Origin of the sequence: Fischerella sp. PCC 9605 (assembly GCF_000517105.1) — a bacterium.
Lineage (GTDB): Bacteria > Cyanobacteriota > Cyanobacteriia > Cyanobacteriales > Nostocaceae > PCC9605.
The window spans coordinates 1-15,287 of the sequence record NZ_ALVT01000034.1 but is presented as its reverse complement, the minus strand read 5'-3'; the positions used below and the strand labels follow the sequence as shown (position 1 = coordinate 15,287).

Annotated in this window: 13 protein-coding genes and 1 pseudogene; 6 read left to right on the top strand and 8 right to left on the bottom strand. The window is 44.0% G+C overall.

The genetic code is table 11. The features are described from left to right. Positions 1–914 precede the first annotated feature (914 nt). Positions 915–4,694, top strand: a complete 3,780-nt coding sequence (locus tag FIS9605_RS0100465) for a plasmid replication protein, CyRepA1 family (protein ID WP_026730825.1) — start codon at positions 915–917, stop codon at positions 4,692–4,694. Between the two features lie 36 nt (positions 4,695–4,730). On the opposite strand, the gene mobV is transcribed toward FIS9605_RS0100465, so the two are convergent. Beyond that, positions 4,731–6,518, bottom strand: a complete 1,788-nt coding sequence (gene mobV / locus FIS9605_RS0100460; RefSeq protein WP_026730824.1) for a MobV family relaxase — start codon at positions 6,516–6,518, stop codon at positions 4,731–4,733. Positions 6,519–6,881: 363 nt separating this feature from the next. Between mobV and FIS9605_RS0100450 the strand changes: the two genes are divergently transcribed. Next, entirely contained in the window at positions 6,882–7,322 is a 441-nt protein-coding gene (locus FIS9605_RS0100450; RefSeq protein WP_026730823.1) for a hypothetical protein, read from the top strand. Further along, positions 7,315–8,463, top strand: a complete 1,149-nt coding sequence (locus tag FIS9605_RS0100445) for a ParM/StbA family protein (protein ID WP_026730822.1) — start codon at positions 7,315–7,317, stop codon at positions 8,461–8,463. The genes FIS9605_RS0100450 and FIS9605_RS0100445 overlap by 8 nt, the downstream gene beginning before the upstream one ends. An 806-nt stretch (positions 8,464–9,269) precedes the next feature. On the opposite strand, the gene FIS9605_RS42190 is transcribed toward FIS9605_RS0100445, so the two are convergent. The 4 genes from FIS9605_RS42190 to FIS9605_RS0100430 form a co-directional block, all read right to left on the bottom strand. Next, positions 9,270–9,440 (bottom strand): hypothetical protein, encoded by a 171-nt coding sequence (locus FIS9605_RS42190; RefSeq protein WP_155960319.1) that lies wholly within the window; start codon positions 9,438–9,440, stop codon positions 9,270–9,272. Between the two features lie 146 nt (positions 9,441–9,586). Next, positions 9,587–9,949 (bottom strand): XRE family transcriptional regulator, encoded by a 363-nt coding sequence (locus FIS9605_RS0100440; RefSeq protein ID WP_026730821.1) that lies wholly within the window; start codon positions 9,947–9,949, stop codon positions 9,587–9,589. A 7-nt stretch (positions 9,950–9,956) separates the two neighbouring features. Then, positions 9,957–10,325 (bottom strand): type II toxin-antitoxin system RelE/ParE family toxin, encoded by a 369-nt coding sequence (locus tag FIS9605_RS0100435; protein ID WP_026730820.1) that lies wholly within the window; start codon positions 10,323–10,325, stop codon positions 9,957–9,959. A gap of 1,363 nt (positions 10,326–11,688) precedes the next feature. Further along, complete coding sequence (locus FIS9605_RS0100430) at positions 11,689–11,925, bottom strand: hypothetical protein (RefSeq protein ID WP_026730810.1); 237 nt, start codon at positions 11,923–11,925, stop codon at positions 11,689–11,691. Positions 11,926–12,578: 653 nt separating this feature from the next. On the opposite strand from FIS9605_RS0100430, the gene FIS9605_RS42185 reads away from it, so the two are divergent. After that, positions 12,579–12,851: a hypothetical protein gene (locus tag FIS9605_RS42185; RefSeq protein WP_155960314.1), complete on the top strand. Its 273-nt coding sequence runs from the start codon at positions 12,579–12,581 to the stop codon at positions 12,849–12,851. Between the two features lie 159 nt (positions 12,852–13,010). Here FIS9605_RS42185 and FIS9605_RS0100425 read toward each other — a convergent pair whose 3' ends face one another. Both FIS9605_RS0100425 and FIS9605_RS42180 read right to left on the bottom strand, forming a co-directional pair. Further along, a complete protein-coding gene (locus tag FIS9605_RS0100425) occupies positions 13,011–13,334 on the bottom strand; it encodes a hypothetical protein (protein ID WP_026730809.1) in 324 nt (107 codons plus the stop codon). 141 nt (positions 13,335–13,475) lie between these two features. Beyond that, positions 13,476–13,724: a hypothetical protein gene (locus FIS9605_RS42180; RefSeq protein WP_155960312.1), complete on the bottom strand. Its 249-nt coding sequence runs from the start codon at positions 13,722–13,724 to the stop codon at positions 13,476–13,478. Positions 13,725–13,977: 253 nt separating this feature from the next. On the opposite strand from FIS9605_RS42180, the gene FIS9605_RS46510 reads away from it, so the two are divergent. Then, positions 13,978–14,124 (top strand): hypothetical protein, encoded by a 147-nt coding sequence (locus FIS9605_RS46510; protein WP_155960311.1) that lies wholly within the window; start codon positions 13,978–13,980, stop codon positions 14,122–14,124. 236 nt (positions 14,125–14,360) lie between these two features. On the opposite strand, the gene FIS9605_RS0100420 is transcribed toward FIS9605_RS46510, so the two are convergent. Next, positions 14,361–14,669: a helix-turn-helix domain-containing protein gene (locus FIS9605_RS0100420; RefSeq protein WP_051469888.1), complete on the bottom strand. Its 309-nt coding sequence runs from the start codon at positions 14,667–14,669 to the stop codon at positions 14,361–14,363. 155 nt (positions 14,670–14,824) lie between these two features. On the opposite strand from FIS9605_RS0100420, the pseudogene FIS9605_RS0100415 reads away from it, so the two are divergent. Next, positions 14,825–15,287 (top strand): annotated as a pseudogene (locus FIS9605_RS0100415) (hypothetical protein); the annotation flags it as partial.

The following is a 15,287-nucleotide window of genomic DNA, read 5'->3' as shown; positions in this document are numbered from 1 at the left end:
CTCTGCAAAAACTTACGTCAGTTTACGACAAAGGAGGTAAACCAACCAAAGCAGTATTTAACTAGTTATAATTCACAGGTGAGCCGTTAGTACATCAGTATTGGTGTTGAAAGGACTTGGGAGGTCAAAGATACACCAAACTGTTAGAAGCTAACGAAATTTCACGACTCTACCCCTGTTGACAATATGTTAACACACAGGGGTGGGAGATTCACATGCTTTTTTTTGGACAAAAAGGCATCTGGCTCTACAAATTCTCTCAACTCCTTGTTGAAAGCGGAACTAAAAGCGCGATGCGAATCGTATTAGCCGCAAAAATCTATGGAGAATTTAACAGCTGGATGCCTCCGATCAGGAGGAAAAACCGTGAACACTTCAATTTTCCAGCTACAACCTGCTTTACCTTACCTTCATCGCCGTCAATCGCTGGCTTTCTACATTCGTGGATATCCGCAGGCTAGCCAACGAATCGCACATTAAGAAATCGGCTAGTTGCCCACACGCAGACACATTCTTTGCTATCAGGGCAGGCAAATAACCGTAAAATCAAACTTCAACTTCAATTTACAGTGTTTGCGAATAGAGGCCAAGCTAGCTCTTGCTTTAACCAAGTGTATCAATGGACTAAAACTTTGACTGTGGTGAAGATTTCAGAAAAAAGTTCTTCTTTTACTGGGTTATTTATTTCCCTTGAGAACTTTTTTATTTGAAACAAAGGCATTTATCTTAGATTCTGCGTCTACTTGAGCGTAACACTTGGTTAATGCACCGCTAGAGAAGCGCCCTAATTGTGGGTAGCTCCGATGGACAAAAACCATCATCGGAGATACCAAAATGGCACAAGACCACAGTATTAGCGAACATGACAAGTACTTAAAGCAGCATAATCACGCTAAAAAAAGGGGTGAGGCAGCATGAGCAGCTTTACCCTATTTCGGCGTGGCGAATGCCCCATCTGCGGTGGTGTTAGTAAAGGTTGCCGTCAGTCCAATGATACCGGCTTGGTATTTTGCCGCGACACCGGGGCTAACCCGACTGGCTACGTTTACAGAGGTGAGGATGTTTGGGGCTTTGGACTCTGGCAGTATAAAGCCTCGGCAGAAGCATTTTCCAAGCAAGCCAAACAGGAGCGAGAACAACAGAGGCGGGAATTAAGGGCAGCACAACAGCGGCGCAAGCAGCAGCAAATAGCGCAGCAACTGAGCGCAGTCGAGCGTGACAGGTGGTATCGCCGATTATTGGCGAGGCTGACACTGACCGAGGGCGATCGCTCAAAACTGCTGGAGCGTGGCTTTACAAGTGAGCAGATTGACTTTGATTGTTACAAAAGCGTTAGCCAATTTCATCAAGTTGGAATTGGCTACCCCACAAACTTACCCGGGATATTGACAAGCGGTTTTGGTAGCGACCAAATTCTTAATGTTCCTGGAGACGGCATCTTATGTCCGATCTACAACTTCGATGGGTTGATAATTGGTTGCCAAGTGCGTCTACACGACTCTACTGATGGACGCTATAGATGGCTGACTAGTGCCACAAAGAAAAACCCACAAGGGGCAACTTCTCATTTAAATGGGGAATTACCGCTGGGGATTTTTGAGCCACTGTGTCAAAATTTGGTTAACTCAATTTGGCTAACTGAAGGAACAACCATCAAGCCCAGTCTGGTTCGTCATCGCTTGGGTGTTCCCGTCCTTGGCGCTGCTAGTGGTCGGTTTAACACTAGTCCCGAAATATCGGCATCAGCTGTAGAGTACCTTGCAGCCAAGTACCAAACTAAGCTTCTCACCTTTGCTGTTGACGCTGGGGATGTGGTCAATCGTTCTGGTGTACCCGAACGTTGGCAACAGCAATTTAGATTTTTTGAGGAGTTGGGTTACACCTGCCGCATTGCTTGGTGGGGTCAGGTCGATAAAACTTTCGGCGACATTGACGAATTACAGCCAGAAAGATACGAATCAATTCGTTTTTTGACTCCGGCAGAATTCAAAGAACTTTGTGTTAAGTGGGGAGGATTAGAAACCAGAACAAAAGCTAGCAATTTGACACAACTTGACTATCAAGAACGAGTAGCAAAAGTACAAAAGAAATTACACACTCTCAGTTACCCAGTTGATTTAGTTTGTGACCCGTCGAAGAAGTATTTACCTGACTTGGTTGGTCAAATTCCTGTCAGTGGAATTGTGGCTTTAAAAGCACCTAAAGGCAGTGGAAAATCATACCAAATCAAACAAATCAAGAACCATTGCTGTGGGTATTGGTCAGAGAGAATTATTCAACCATCAGTGCCTATTCTAGCCTCAGAGCAATTAGAAATCCTTGGTAAGGCTGTAAAGCTTCAAGACAATCAAACACCCTTAGAGCCACAAATTGAGCGTATACGGCATAAGGGCTTAGGGATGAACTTTTTAAGCATTAATGCCCGTATCGCTCTTGGTAGAGAGCAAGCGATTAGATGGGAGTTTACCTGGATTGAAGACGCCGATCTTGAAGCCAAGACGGAATTTGAGGGAGCGAAATTCTCCTCAGCTACCATCCTAGAGAACATTGGCGAAATTGGTTTATGTTGGGATAGTTTGGGTAAAATCTTTGGTCGTGATTGGTCAAATACCTTAGTAGTAATTGATGAAATAGAGCTAGGACTAAATCACGTTGTTACTAGCTCAACTTGCCGCGACAGACGGTCTTTCATCCTTCATACTCTTGAGCATAAATTAAGAGAATGCCTAGACAATGGTGGCTTGGTTGTAGTGGCAGATGCCGACTTAACAGATACAACTCTTGATTATTTAACAACTATTGCGCCTGGATACCCGCCCTTTATTGTTAGCCATGACTTCAAAGGCGAACCTTGGGAAGTTGACTTTTATACAGGCAAACGTGATGTAATTTTAAGCCAGATAGAATCTTGGCTAGCCGACCCAAATTGTAGACCGATTGCCATCACTTTAGATAATCAGAAAGAAGCCGAAGCTTTGTCTATACATCTAACAAGAAAATTTCCTTGGCTTTTGCAACAAGAAGGAGGGTTAATCAGGATTGATTCTAAGATTACTCAGACAGATTTTGGAAAAGATTTTGTCAAACGACCCAATGAAAGTATTCAAAAATTTCAGCCGAAAGTCTTGATTTACACCCCATCACTGGGCGTGGGATGCTCTATTGACATTGAATACTTCGCTCACGTTTTTGGACTGTGCTTTGGCAACCTAGAACCATCTCAAGCACGGCAGATGCTAGCCAGGGTAAGGCCGGCAGTACCGCGTACTGTTTGGTGTAAAGCCAGAGCGCTTAATACCGAAAACGAATCTACGTCTTACCTGCCATCAGAAATCAAACACCAATTGTTTAATTATTACGAAACATCAACGCAGTTAGTTCAATTGGCTATAACTCTAGCCAGGGAAAAAGCAGAAAACGCACAATCTGACGCTGAATTATTGCCTCATTTAATTGAGGTATTGCAGGGAATGATGGGGGAAAATGGCACTTGGAATAATCCCCACATTGACCTTTACTGTCAGCAGGTAGCTAGACGAAATTATTCCCTCTCCCAGTTAGCGGTACAACTACGGCAAGAATTAATTGATGAGGGTCATAGGGTTAACGACTTTGGAGCACAGGAGAAAACCGCCGCAGCAGATGCCGTGCGGCAAGGTAAGGAAGAAATCAAACACCATGATGCCACTCGGACCGCGATCGCCAAAGACATTACCTTTGAAGAGGCCATTGAAATTAAACGCAAACCAGCCCGGACTGCTGATGAGGATTATGCAGCGACAAAAGCTTTCTTAAAGCGAGAATTGCCTTCTGTGGAACTCACAGCCGATTTTCTTTACAAGGCAGTATACAAGGACAATCGCCGCTGGCTCAATCAAACAAAGCTCCACTGGTGGTGCTTAAACCAGGATGCGATTAAATATGAGGATGAGCAGGAATGGCGGCACAAATTAAAGCAATTTAGTAAGGGTGTACCATTCCTGCCGGATATCAAAACCTATGGCCCCAAAGTTGAAGCAATTATTAAAAGTAGCGTGTTGGAGTGGATTAACCCCACAGACCTAGAGGCAGAGTATTGCAACTCGTCGCCAGAGGGCAAGAAATTTCTGCAAAAGGCTCTTGGCATTAGGAAGCTACTTAAGACTGCGCTAAGGATCACCGTTACCAAGGATTCTCACCCGATAGCACTAGCCAATAGAATTCTAGGCAGGTTAGGGCTGGGGCTAGCCTATATCAAGAAAGAAAAGAATATTAAATACTACAAGCTTGATGAAGAACTGGCGACCGACCCCGACCGAGCTGCCGTTTGGTCGGCTCTAAAAATTCGGTGGTCAAACGAGAAAAGTCAGTTCGCCGAAACCAAGCCCCAGCAAGCGCTAGAACCTGGTACAAACTCAAATGAATCTTTATATATTAATGTGAGTTTGTACCAGCAAAATCAGCCAGAGTCATTACCCAAAACCGATGTAATCAGCAGTACTACAAGAGCATCAGAAAACAGAATTGCACCGCAAATTGCTGAGATGTTAGCTGCGTGCGATGATTGTGAAGTGCTAAGGGTTTTATGGGATTCGGGGGAAATCTCTCCTGCTTTATTTAGGTTGGCGCTTGAGATGCTACCGGATTCTCCCCATAAGAATTGGATTCTCGAATGGTTAGATTATTTAGAGTCACAAACAGTAACTAGAGCCTGAATTGTTGCTGTACCAATTACCTTTTGTCATGCCTCTTTAAAGACTCAAATCCTCCTCCTGCCCACGCTGTTGCCGTAACTGCCGCCAATAATCGAGTAGCTGCTGATTCCAATCAGTAGCCGTGCAATTGAGAGGCTTGGACTGTGGCAGTAGTTCTAAAACACGCCCTGCTGCTGCTCCTCCTGCCAAATCATTGCCAAACGCCACCTGTACATGAGGAATACGCCGTAATTCCTCTATGGGCAAACTTTTAAGATCATCAACAGCCATGTACATTGTTCTGATTGGTGGCACATCTCCTCTAGTCTGATGTTCCAGCATGGCGAAGGAAACAGCATCGATGGGCGACTTACAAAGCACAACTTTTTCTACAGTCGCATTCTTGTGACCACCAAATTGGAAGTGAAACCAGCTATTACGTCTAGAGGTTCGTTTTTGGTAGCCCTTAAATGTGTTGTTCTCGCCTCGTGTTCCGCGCAAGAATGCACCATTAGGTTGGTTGTCGAGATTCCGCATCACGAACACAGCGTTTTGTTGGTCATCAGCATAAACCAGACCTTTGCTGTGTAGAAGTTGTACAAAATCTTGGGGTATGCCACGTTGATGGGTCAGGTAATTAGCAACTGCTGACCATTTTGCTTTATCCTCAACTGGTAGCTGGAATTGGGGACGAGGTTCAGTCTGGAGAATCTCAGTCGTCATCTTTCGAGCGTGGGCGATCGCTGCTCGTTGTGCCCCTGCTTCACCAAATCGCTCATGCAACCAGACGACTGCCCTAGTGAGATTGCACTGGTTAACGTGCATCACCAAGTCAATCGCACTGCCACCACTCTTGTGTTGTGAGGGTGCAAAGTCGTAAAACTTGGAGCCATCTATATTAATAATGTGTCCGTGACCCCTCCACTTTCCGCGATCGTGATGTAACCCCAACTCCCAAGCGACATCCTCCAAGGGCAAGTCGCGCAGTTGTAGAGTCTGAGATTCCAACAATTGCACCCGTTTTTCTAGTTTCTGCCGCTCATGTACACTATCTCTAGCCCGTTGCTCAGCCCGTTCTAATCGTTGTGCCATAAACTTACGGTCAGCCAGTTGGTGGTTAATCGCTTGGAATTGGTCATCTGACTGAATCCTAGCAACGTAATTCCTAGCTGATTCAAATGGTGTGGGTGCTAAATGGTTATTTTCCCAGATGGCGGTGAGTGGTTCACTGTTAACCGCTTGGTAATACTCCTTGACTTTGGTGTGGGTTGCCTTGCTGCCCTTAACCCCTCGGGAGATGCCCAAAGGTGCAAGGGCAACAGCATAACTATCTTGAAGCTTTGACAACTTGATACTGGCAGCACGACCATCACCCCCAAACATTTCTTTGTGACTCAGTTGTTTGGTCTTGTCGTTGATGGGAACAACATAAGCATGGATATGAGGAGTAGCTTCATCCAAGTGCAACTCAGCCCTAACGCATTTATCACCATAAGTGTTAATCAACCAAGTGCGAGAAGCATTAGCAAAGTCCAACATCCGGTGATTGTCCCACTCACCGGCCTTTGATGGGTAATCGGGGCGAAAATATTCTGGTGATGCCGAGAGAAAAATATCACTACACAGCACAGCATCTTTGCGGGGTTTGTGTTTAGTGGCGTTGGCGATCTTGGTTTTCACAAGTTCTTCTAGTGGTGGGCCATCCTCCATGCCAATCAGCCTGATATTTTTTTTAGTGGAATCGGCATTTGGGGTATCTTGTAAACGGGCAGTATGTTTTTCACTGCCGCTGACATTACCGAAAGATTTTAATTTCTCAACGCGCAGAATTGCTAAAGCCACCATTGATTTTTTCTCGATTTCAACGAGTGTGTCAAACCCCCGAAGGGCGAACAAAACTTCTGTGTTCCTCGTGCGCCCTCCGAATGATCTTCGACCACTCTTCAGGCGTATAAGTGTAATGAGTACACTTTCATCATGGTACACCTGACAAATCTCCTTTTTTGGTAGCTGCAAGCTGACTCCGGAGTGACAATTAGCGGTAAAAAGCGCCGACAAGCCGCTTTTATTCGCAGTAATTTCACAGATTTCTCTGCTATTAATCAGAAAAAGGGCGCTTTTTGTGGTTTTATGTTCTTAATTGTCGTTTTTTACGGCTATTAATGTCCGTCATTACTTGGTCATGATTATCACTTACTAATTACTTAGATGGAACGAATTTCTCTCAAGCGTTCACTTGATTGTCTTGATGGCAAGTTAATCAATTATCTCAACTCTAATCCTTTAGGTATGAGTTCTACTGAAGCGATCATGTTGGCTTTGAGAGCTTATTGGTTGCCAATGGCAATGCTTGCTCATAAACAGAATCAACAACAGATACAAGAAGCTGCTATTTGGGCTACTAGTCAGTTACAAGCTCAAGCTCTGGCTATTCCACAAATTTGTGGACTCTCCAAACAGAGTCTGCCGTCAAAACTGCCCAATCCGATTGTGTTGTCTAAAATCGAGACTCAAGAGGTCGCCTTGAAAGTGAATTCTGGTGAGGTTGTTGATCACCCGGATGACGAGGATGATTGGGATTTAAATTTTCAGCCGACTGCGGACATGGTGGCAGTAAATGAAGCACTTAAGAGAGATTTAAATGACTGATCAATCCAGTTCTCATAAGCTGGCTATAACTTGTGACTTGGGTGGTAGCCTAACTAAAGCGATTGCACAAGTCTATCCATCAGGCATCCCAGAGTTAATGACGATGAGTCCGCAGGTGGCAGATGTCGAGAAGGAATCTGTAACTGGTATTAGTGTGGATCGCAACGCTGTTGATTCTGCGTGGGTGGGGATTGCTGGTGAATACTATGTTTTGGGCAGCTTGTCCAAAACTATGTTCGCTGGCACGGCATCTCTACGAGAGTCGAAGTATCGGTACGCTCTGCCCAAGCTGGCATCGCTACTGTGGCAAGCGTGCCGGAAATTTAATTTCAATGAGGCTGATGCTTTTATACATTTGCTCTTACCGCCTGGGGAAATTAAAGACGCTGAAACTTTAAAAAAACAGTTTTCAACGGCTCTTAAGTCCGGAATTATTACCCCTTCTAGGAAATTGAAGGTCAAATTACGGAACTTTTATGTGTCTGCTGAAGGCTCTGGGATTTTAAGCTACCGCCGAGCCAGTTTAGGGGAGCTTTACGCTCAAAAAAAGATTGGTATTTTGATGCTTGGGTATCGCAATGCCAGTTTTACCTTGATTGAGAAGGGCGGACAAACTCAGGCTGAATCCAATAATTTAGGTATGAGTTGGGTTGTACAAAGGTTCACTCAACTGACTGCTGTGGGTTTGTCCAAAGATGATCCACTCCTACTTGAAGCTTTGGTAGCGGCAAGTGGCGGCAATTTACAAGCACTTGCGAGCTTGTCGCGCAAGTCTAAGCACTCAGAAATTGCGGCGGATTTAAAGCTGTTTGTTGATTCAGTGTCTGTTGTTCGCCGCGAGTACAGCCGTGCTTTGGTACGTTGGATTAGAAATATTGCCGTATTGGATGAAGTTCTTGTTTGTGGCGGGACTGGGGCTTTTGTTCACCAGGAATTAACTGAGCACTTTCAAAAAGAGGGCATACCTATTGTTTGGAATGGTGGGGTTCATTTTCCTGCCAGTTTGGATACTTACAAGCTGGGCGAACGCATTTGTGATGTTTGGATTGCTCACATTAATTATATTAAAATGGTTGATCTTAATCTTGGCTACGAGCGCAAAGGCCCCCTTCATCCTGATTCTAATAAAAGTCGCACTTAGCGCTAGTTGCTCCCACGCTCGCAAGGTAAGTAGGTGTGAAAATTCCATCTCTGCCAAGGCGGTCGCAACCGGAATCGATGGATGTGCTTTCACCTGCTGTGCTTTTCTCCTCATCACCATTCACAAAATGCCACCTTTAGAACGAGGTGGTATTTTTCGTGTTAGGAACTAGCCAAAAGTAGGCTCAAAAGCAGTTTTGGTGAACCTAGAGAAGCGGTGGTGATACGTCCCCAATCGAAAAACTAATGCCTCGACAGTGCCTTATCAAATCGACACGGATAGGGATAGGGACAGTGGTGGCGTTGTCAGCGGGTGTATATGTTTCCACTGGTAGTATTTTGTAGTAATTAGAGACTGCTATTTAAGGAATTCACCCAAATCTGCCTTAAAAACTTTCGCGAGAATATGGCGTACTGTGCGTCAAAAAAATGATTTTGGCGAGGGATTTTTGCGTTATTATACGTTGTTGTGCGTTACTCAAGTGTGTATGCGGAGTGACACAAAAGGAATATAGTTGCGTTGCCAAAGCGTGATTGTGCGTTGCGACCGTGTAAGAATGAGTAACTACTGTGACTATAGTTTTCTGTTGAGTGCTGGGATTTGACGCGCTAAAACGTGATTCGATGTGATTATTTCAGCTAAATTTGTCATGAAACGTTCCCAATCATCTTAAGTACAAATACTTAAAAAAATCGTTCATATTCACCAATGACTCAATCCCAAACGTCAAAGAAAAAAAGGGTTGTTAACCTGGTGAAGCAACCTAGAGAAGGGATGTTTGATGAGCGTACGCGATCTTGGGTTTGTCAGAAAAAAGGTACCTCTTGACGCACTTGTTGGCAAGTCAGGCAGCACTCAATACGGTGGTGTAGACGCGGTGTAGACAGAAGTGAACCGCCAACCGGGCAACCGCTTTGGGCGCAATATACGCCCGTATGAAGTGCGATCGCCGCAGCAACTAAAATTGATTCAATCAAAGCTAGCCAAGTAGTTATTGTTGGTAACTACTAGAAATAACATAACCACAGACTATTCATTAAACGTGAAGCTGTGATCGCACGGTTCTTTCCCCTATCCCATATCTATTAATTCTTGTGGATATCAAGCGCATACAACGTATAAGCTAACAACTGACTAGAGTTTCAGATGTAGAAGAGTCTTGTGAGGATTCTTCAGTTTCAAAAATTCCTACTAGAGTAACAATTTGACCATTGGGGAGTTTAACAGCAATCTGTAGTTCGCCTCCCATAGCTTCAATATACTTACGTAAAGTAGAAAGCATTAAATCAGTACGTTGCTCAATTCGAGAAACATTCCCTTGATCGATCTGAAGAATTTGCGCTATTTGATCTTGAGTAAATTTTAGTGATTGCCTTAGTTCTTGCCTGGTCATTTCTTCAGACACAAGCTCTGCGGTTCGTGCTTCAATCTTTTTTTGACGATCCGGTGATAATTTAGTTAATTTTTCTTTCAAAGTTGTCGCCATAGGTAATTCACTCTCCCTCTTGCTGAATCTCCAACTGGGCTAAGTGCGAACTAAACCGGGCGTCAGCTTTTTTTATAAGTTGCTTGTAGAAACGAGTCTGACTCATGCCAGACTTGTCACCAGCTATTAATAAGATGGCACGCCGTTTTGGATCAAAAGCAAACGCTACACGCCACACACCATCTGCTGCTTCAAACCGCAGTTCTTTCATGTTGGAATATTTAGAGCCTTTGAGTGTATCAACTTGTGGACGCCCTAGTTGAGGGCCAAAAGTCTCTAACAGACCAGAATGGGCAAGCAATTCATCCTGCACCGACTCTGGTAAATTGTCAAACTCAGGCTCAAAATCCTCATGAAATTCAACAACCCAGTTCATTTATAATTATGCGTTCAAATACATATGCTTTCAAGAGTATATTAAAGTAGCCTAAAAGACAGCTTGACAGATTTTATTGTTCCGTCACTACCGCCCTTTATCGCCCGCCCCGCCCCTTGCTTAATAGCCCCTCTGTGAATGCGCTGTGAGGGGCTTTTTGTGCGTGCATGTGTTTGCACCTGTAATCTGGTGTAAGCGAATGCGGAAACTTCTCAACCCAAGGCATTTTATATACCCATAGGTAGGGATAGCATCAGACAGATTCAAGCAAAATGTCTATAAATCAGGTGTAGTTCTAGAAAATCGCCCTTTTTACAAATGTAGGGCGCTTTTTGTGTCACTTTCTTTGTTACCCCTCCACATGGCTTGTGGAGGGGCTTATATTTGGTTGCCGTCATGAAATTCCGCAACTCAGCGTAGGGGATTGTAGCGCGTGGGTGATGTGTTGGTATACGCCCCAATCACAGGTCAATAGCCATTGGTGCGCGATCGCGGCAACGACGGCGGCAATTTACTAGTTGGGGCAGTCCAAGCGGTGCAACGAGCGTACGCGTCCCATGTCCTCCGGATGCCACCTCACTACATGCTACAAAGCCAAATGAGAAATCTAGTTAGTTTCAAAAACCAGTGAGTAAAAATACTATAGACCCCCCCCTAAAAAATGACTTTCTATATATTTAGAGAGGGGGGTAATTCTCAATCGGGCAATAATTTTGTCAATAAACCCGAAATCTTTGTAGTGTGAATGTAGTATGAAAATCGATTTCGAGTTGATAAGCACTTACTCATAAATAACCCTCTTATGTCAAACTGGGAAAAGCCAATTCCTGAAAGCCTTTCGGAGCTTTACTTTTCAGCTTTTAGCTAGAAATTTTAGTTTCTATTAGAAAAGAAAGGCTCAAAGTTTGATTAGATAAAGGTTCCAATGTTTCGCTACGATTATTGTTTTCCGAAAGTGACAGAACAGGGATAATAACGAACGCCGTGTATTGGGTTTACTCGTTGGCGGCTCAGATCACCAGAAGACGGCGCTCGTTATTATTTTTAGAGAACCACATGGAATCCTGCTAGCTCTGCCGTCAAACTAGCACCTTCTATATTTACAGGTAATTATTTTTAGAGAACCACATGGAATCCTGCTAGGGTGTGTCAGAAAAAGGATAGCCCGCAACATCGGCGGTCAATACGATGGTGTAGATAGCGGTGTAGACAGAGGTTCACCGCCAAAACCGCTCAGTCGCGATTACGATACGTCAACCAAAATTAACTCAATCAGAGTTAGCCAAATAGTTATGATACTGGTAACTACTAGAAATAACATAACCACAGACTATTCATTAAACGTGAAGCTGCGATCGCGCTTTCACCCAGTAAAGTCTGGATATTCTTTAGGGTCTTGATAGTCAGTATTTCCAGGCGAACGTTCCTCAGCGTCGATGATTTGACGAGCTACTGTGAAAGCCGATTCCCTAGAATTGCATCCCTTGACTTCAGTAAAAAATCTCAAGCGTGAATCTGTAATTTTGCATTTCCAGGTTGCTCTCAATGAATCATCGATGGCACTTTCAATGATGTAATCTTTGTAAATTTCAGTAGTCATGATTTTGGCAGATGAATCTGGTAACTCACTCTAGCATCTGAAGCTACGCGGTACTCGCACTTTAAGTGCGATCGCACTCTAAATCGCCCCCTCCTCCCCATTCCTCTACGCGCGTCGTGGAGGGGATGTGAGGGTGTGAGAGGGAGGGGCGCGTGTGGTTGGTAGGAGCGATCGCGCTACTGACGACTCGTCCGTATTCATTATCTGCCCTTCGGGCAAGGCAGAAGGCAGAGGGCAGAGGGCAGAAGGGAAGAAAAAAGTTTTAAGGTATGCCCAACAGCCGCCACAAACTGGGTTTAAGACCCCCACTAAATCATAGATGAGCGTGGTCTTCAATTAGAGGGGGTTTGAATCCCCCACGAAAAAGCCTTCTGCCTTCTGCCTCCTGCCTTCTGCCTTCTTCAATTCTCAACCCAAGAGGGCATTTTTTATATGCCCATAGGTGGGGTCAGCATCAGATAGATTCAAGCAAAATGTCTATAAATCAGGTGTAGTTCTAGAGAATCGCCCTTTTTACAAATGTAGGGCGCTTTTTGTGTCACTTTCTTTGTTACCCCTCCAGTTTTGGGCTGTGAGGGGCTTATATTTGGTTGCGGGTGTGGAATCTCTGTTACCCCTCCAGATTGGGCTGTGAGGGGTTTGTTTTTGGTTGGATGTGTGTTTGTACGTGCGGTGTTGCTGCGGCGGTAGCCTTCAAGGGGCGATTGCTCTCCAGTTGTAGGGAAAACTGGGGTTCAAAAACAATTAGACATGCAGGCAAGCGCCTTATACATATCAACAAGCGTAATAATCCCGAAAAAGGGGTGGCGGTGCGGGCTTTTTTATACACAATAACTCAATTTTTGGAGAATAAAACGCCCTTAAGCCTACGCTCGTGGCAATTTTGTCGCTTGTTCCGCAAGGGGCGATCGCTCTCTGTAGGATAGCCTTGGATCTGCTATAGTCACTTGTGACAGGACAACCTCAAGTTTACCATCAGCAGCAAATGATTATAAGCACATCTACTCATGAATTAACAAAATCAACTATATAAGGGAGGAGCCTTAAAAACTTTATCGCTACTAACTTCTACAGTGTTACAAGTTCTATAAACTTTCACACCATTCTATTTCAATAGCTGCATCAATAGAATTATCAGTAATAAAAGTAACTTTTTTAACTTGAAAGTTTTGATTTCTCCAAATAATGTATTCTCCAATACTTGGGACTCTAGATAGTTTTATTGTTTTAGCATTTGTCTGACGCAAAACTTTATCAGATTCAAGGATATTTTTGGGAATACCACTAGGAATGACTCGAATTGTAGGCATAAACAATATGCCACGACAGAAGTAGACAAAAACTCCTACATTTGTGTACTTTTGCAGTGGGATTGGCAAATCATCCAAGATTCTACAGTCTCTAAACATCTCGCTATCCCTCCAAACGGTGTAATTCCGTTTCTGCCTTTGGATAGATAATATCCATAATAGATAAGATATGTCTGAGATATTTTATTTAGTGGTTCCCGTTCGTCAAACAAGAACAAGCAATGCATGAGCATCATTCGCTCAGGAGCCTCCAATTATTACCAGCAAACGGGTTTCAAGCATTCCGGTAGTTCGCTCGCTCGGGTCAGAATCTCTTAAACGGTTCAGTAGTTGAGTAATTGTGTGCTGTTGTGTACCACACAAATCTGCGAGGTTAGTTATGCTCATTCCACTAACCCCATCAATGCAGGCGGGTGCAGGCATCAGAATGCGCGATCGCACGCCTGTTGCGGACTGTGGATTTTTGAGGCAGGACACTCGTAGGGGCATTGCAGGTATGCCGCCATCATAACAAATTGCTGTATGCGTGCTGGTTATAAAATCACACCGTCAGGCGCACTTCACTGCGTTTGAGTCGAGTGGTGCAGTTGTTCGCCTAACTTACTGAACTTTGTTTGCTCTGGTCAAAGCGCTTGGTACAGCCCTATATGTGCAGCGCATTGCACCACCTACTACTGTCTGTAAAACTTGTGGCTCTAATATTGTGAATCCTGTTTCCGGGTGCAAAAATTCTGTAGCCTCTATGAAAGCGAGGAATCAAGCGTTGGCGATCGACCTTTATAAAAGGCGATCGCTTGTTTGTGAAGCCGCTTTAATGACGGTTAGTAGTGAAAGGTTTGGTTGTGTTGCAGCGCGAAGCGACAATCATATTTTTAAGTTGAGGATTTAGTTTATATGCGGTGGAGTTGGTCTTTTTGTTGCAACTGTTGGGTGTGTATTCCTCCAGCAACTTNGACTCGAAGCNTGGCTGACTATACAAAGGGAGCGTCAGCTTGCAGTTGCTTGGCATACCATGCATGTGAAGTAAAAACCATCGATATTTTATCCATCTGACTTTTATGCTGCGCTTTGCTCCAATATAGGAGCCACCTGTGACAGTCTTTTTAAGACAGTAAACGTCAGTTGTCATTCCTCCCAATCCTCTTTAGACACAACCTCAAACAATTCGTGCCAATCTTTGTTGAAAAAGCTACATAAGGCACTTAGAGTATCAATATCAATTCGTTTTGCAGTATTTTCACATAGCCCCCTTACAGCAGCAGCAGTTAAACCAGTCGCCTCAGAGAAAGCAGAACGAGTCATTTCTCGTTGATCGAGTAAATCCTGGAGACGACACCTAACCTTGACTTTCGCCATTCGTACCGCCTTTCTTTCATCTCTTGCAGTGTATTTAGGGGGAGGTGGTTGTTTTCTCATGAAAGTGGTTGCCAACATGACCTACTCCCTTATTGTCGATTACTTCTTTAAGTGTATGGTTATTTAAGCGATTAATCGATTAATCACCTATAGAATTAATCGACTAAAATTGCGTTTGCCATCAAGAATTATAATGATTAAATGGCTTGTCGATTAATCGGCTAATAGGTAAGATGAACTCATTACAACAAAAGGCGATCGCCAGTCCTGAGAAAACTAGTTGCGATCGCCCTTTGACCCTAATTAAAGGAATCTCCATTATGACTCATCGAATCTATACACAGCAAGCCCTTCGTGAACTTAAGCTCTCCCAACTCAAGAAAATCGCAGCCTCACTGGGTGTAAAACCCACTGGAGACAAAAGAGAGACTCAAACTTTGGTCAAAGCAATTATTGAGCACCAATCCTCCCAGTTTCTTCATATTGACTCTCAAGCGCAAGCACAAGCAGAACTGGAAAACTACATAGAAGCACAGGCTCAAGCAATAGCCCCAGAAGAATTAACATCAGTAGAAATCAGCTTCTATAACCACGAGATTTATGCTGGTCAAAAGCTGATAGCCAAAATTACCTATGACGGGGATGATTTTCAGACACAACGTTGGGTAGTTAAGGTTAATGAAGCTGAGGTACACC

Bases quoted from the DNA above. Each gene is read 5' to 3' on its own strand.
- FIS9605_RS0100420 (WP_051469888.1), bottom strand. From the start codon at position 14,669: ATGTTGGCAACCACTTTCATGAGAAAACAACCACCTCCCCCTAAATAC.
- FIS9605_RS0100465 (WP_026730825.1), top strand. From the start codon at position 915: ATGAGCAGCTTTACCCTATTTCGGCGTGGCGAATGCCCCATCTGCGGT.
- FIS9605_RS0100445 (WP_026730822.1), top strand. From the start codon at position 7,315: ATGACTGATCAATCCAGTTCTCATAAGCTGGCTATAACTTGTGACTTG.
- FIS9605_RS42185 (WP_155960314.1), top strand. From the start codon at position 12,579: ATGTGTGTTTGTACGTGCGGTGTTGCTGCGGCGGTAGCCTTCAAGGGG.
- FIS9605_RS0100440 (WP_026730821.1), bottom strand. From the start codon at position 9,949: ATGGCGACAACTTTGAAAGAAAAATTAACTAAATTATCACCGGATCGT.
- mobV (WP_026730824.1), bottom strand. From the start codon at position 6,518: ATGGTGGCTTTAGCAATTCTGCGCGTTGAGAAATTAAAATCTTTCGGT.
- FIS9605_RS0100435 (WP_026730820.1), bottom strand. From the start codon at position 10,325: ATGAACTGGGTTGTTGAATTTCATGAGGATTTTGAGCCTGAGTTTGAC.
- FIS9605_RS0100430 (WP_026730810.1), bottom strand. From the start codon at position 11,925: ATGACTACTGAAATTTACAAAGATTACATCATTGAAAGTGCCATCGAT.
- FIS9605_RS42180 (WP_155960312.1), bottom strand. From the start codon at position 13,724: ATGCCCCTACGAGTGTCCTGCCTCAAAAATCCACAGTCCGCAACAGGC.
- FIS9605_RS46510 (WP_155960311.1), top strand. From the start codon at position 13,978: ATGAAAGCGAGGAATCAAGCGTTGGCGATCGACCTTTATAAAAGGCGA.
- FIS9605_RS0100450 (WP_026730823.1), top strand. From the start codon at position 6,882: ATGGAACGAATTTCTCTCAAGCGTTCACTTGATTGTCTTGATGGCAAG.
- FIS9605_RS0100425 (WP_026730809.1), bottom strand. From the start codon at position 13,334: ATGTTTAGAGACTGTAGAATCTTGGATGATTTGCCAATCCCACTGCAA.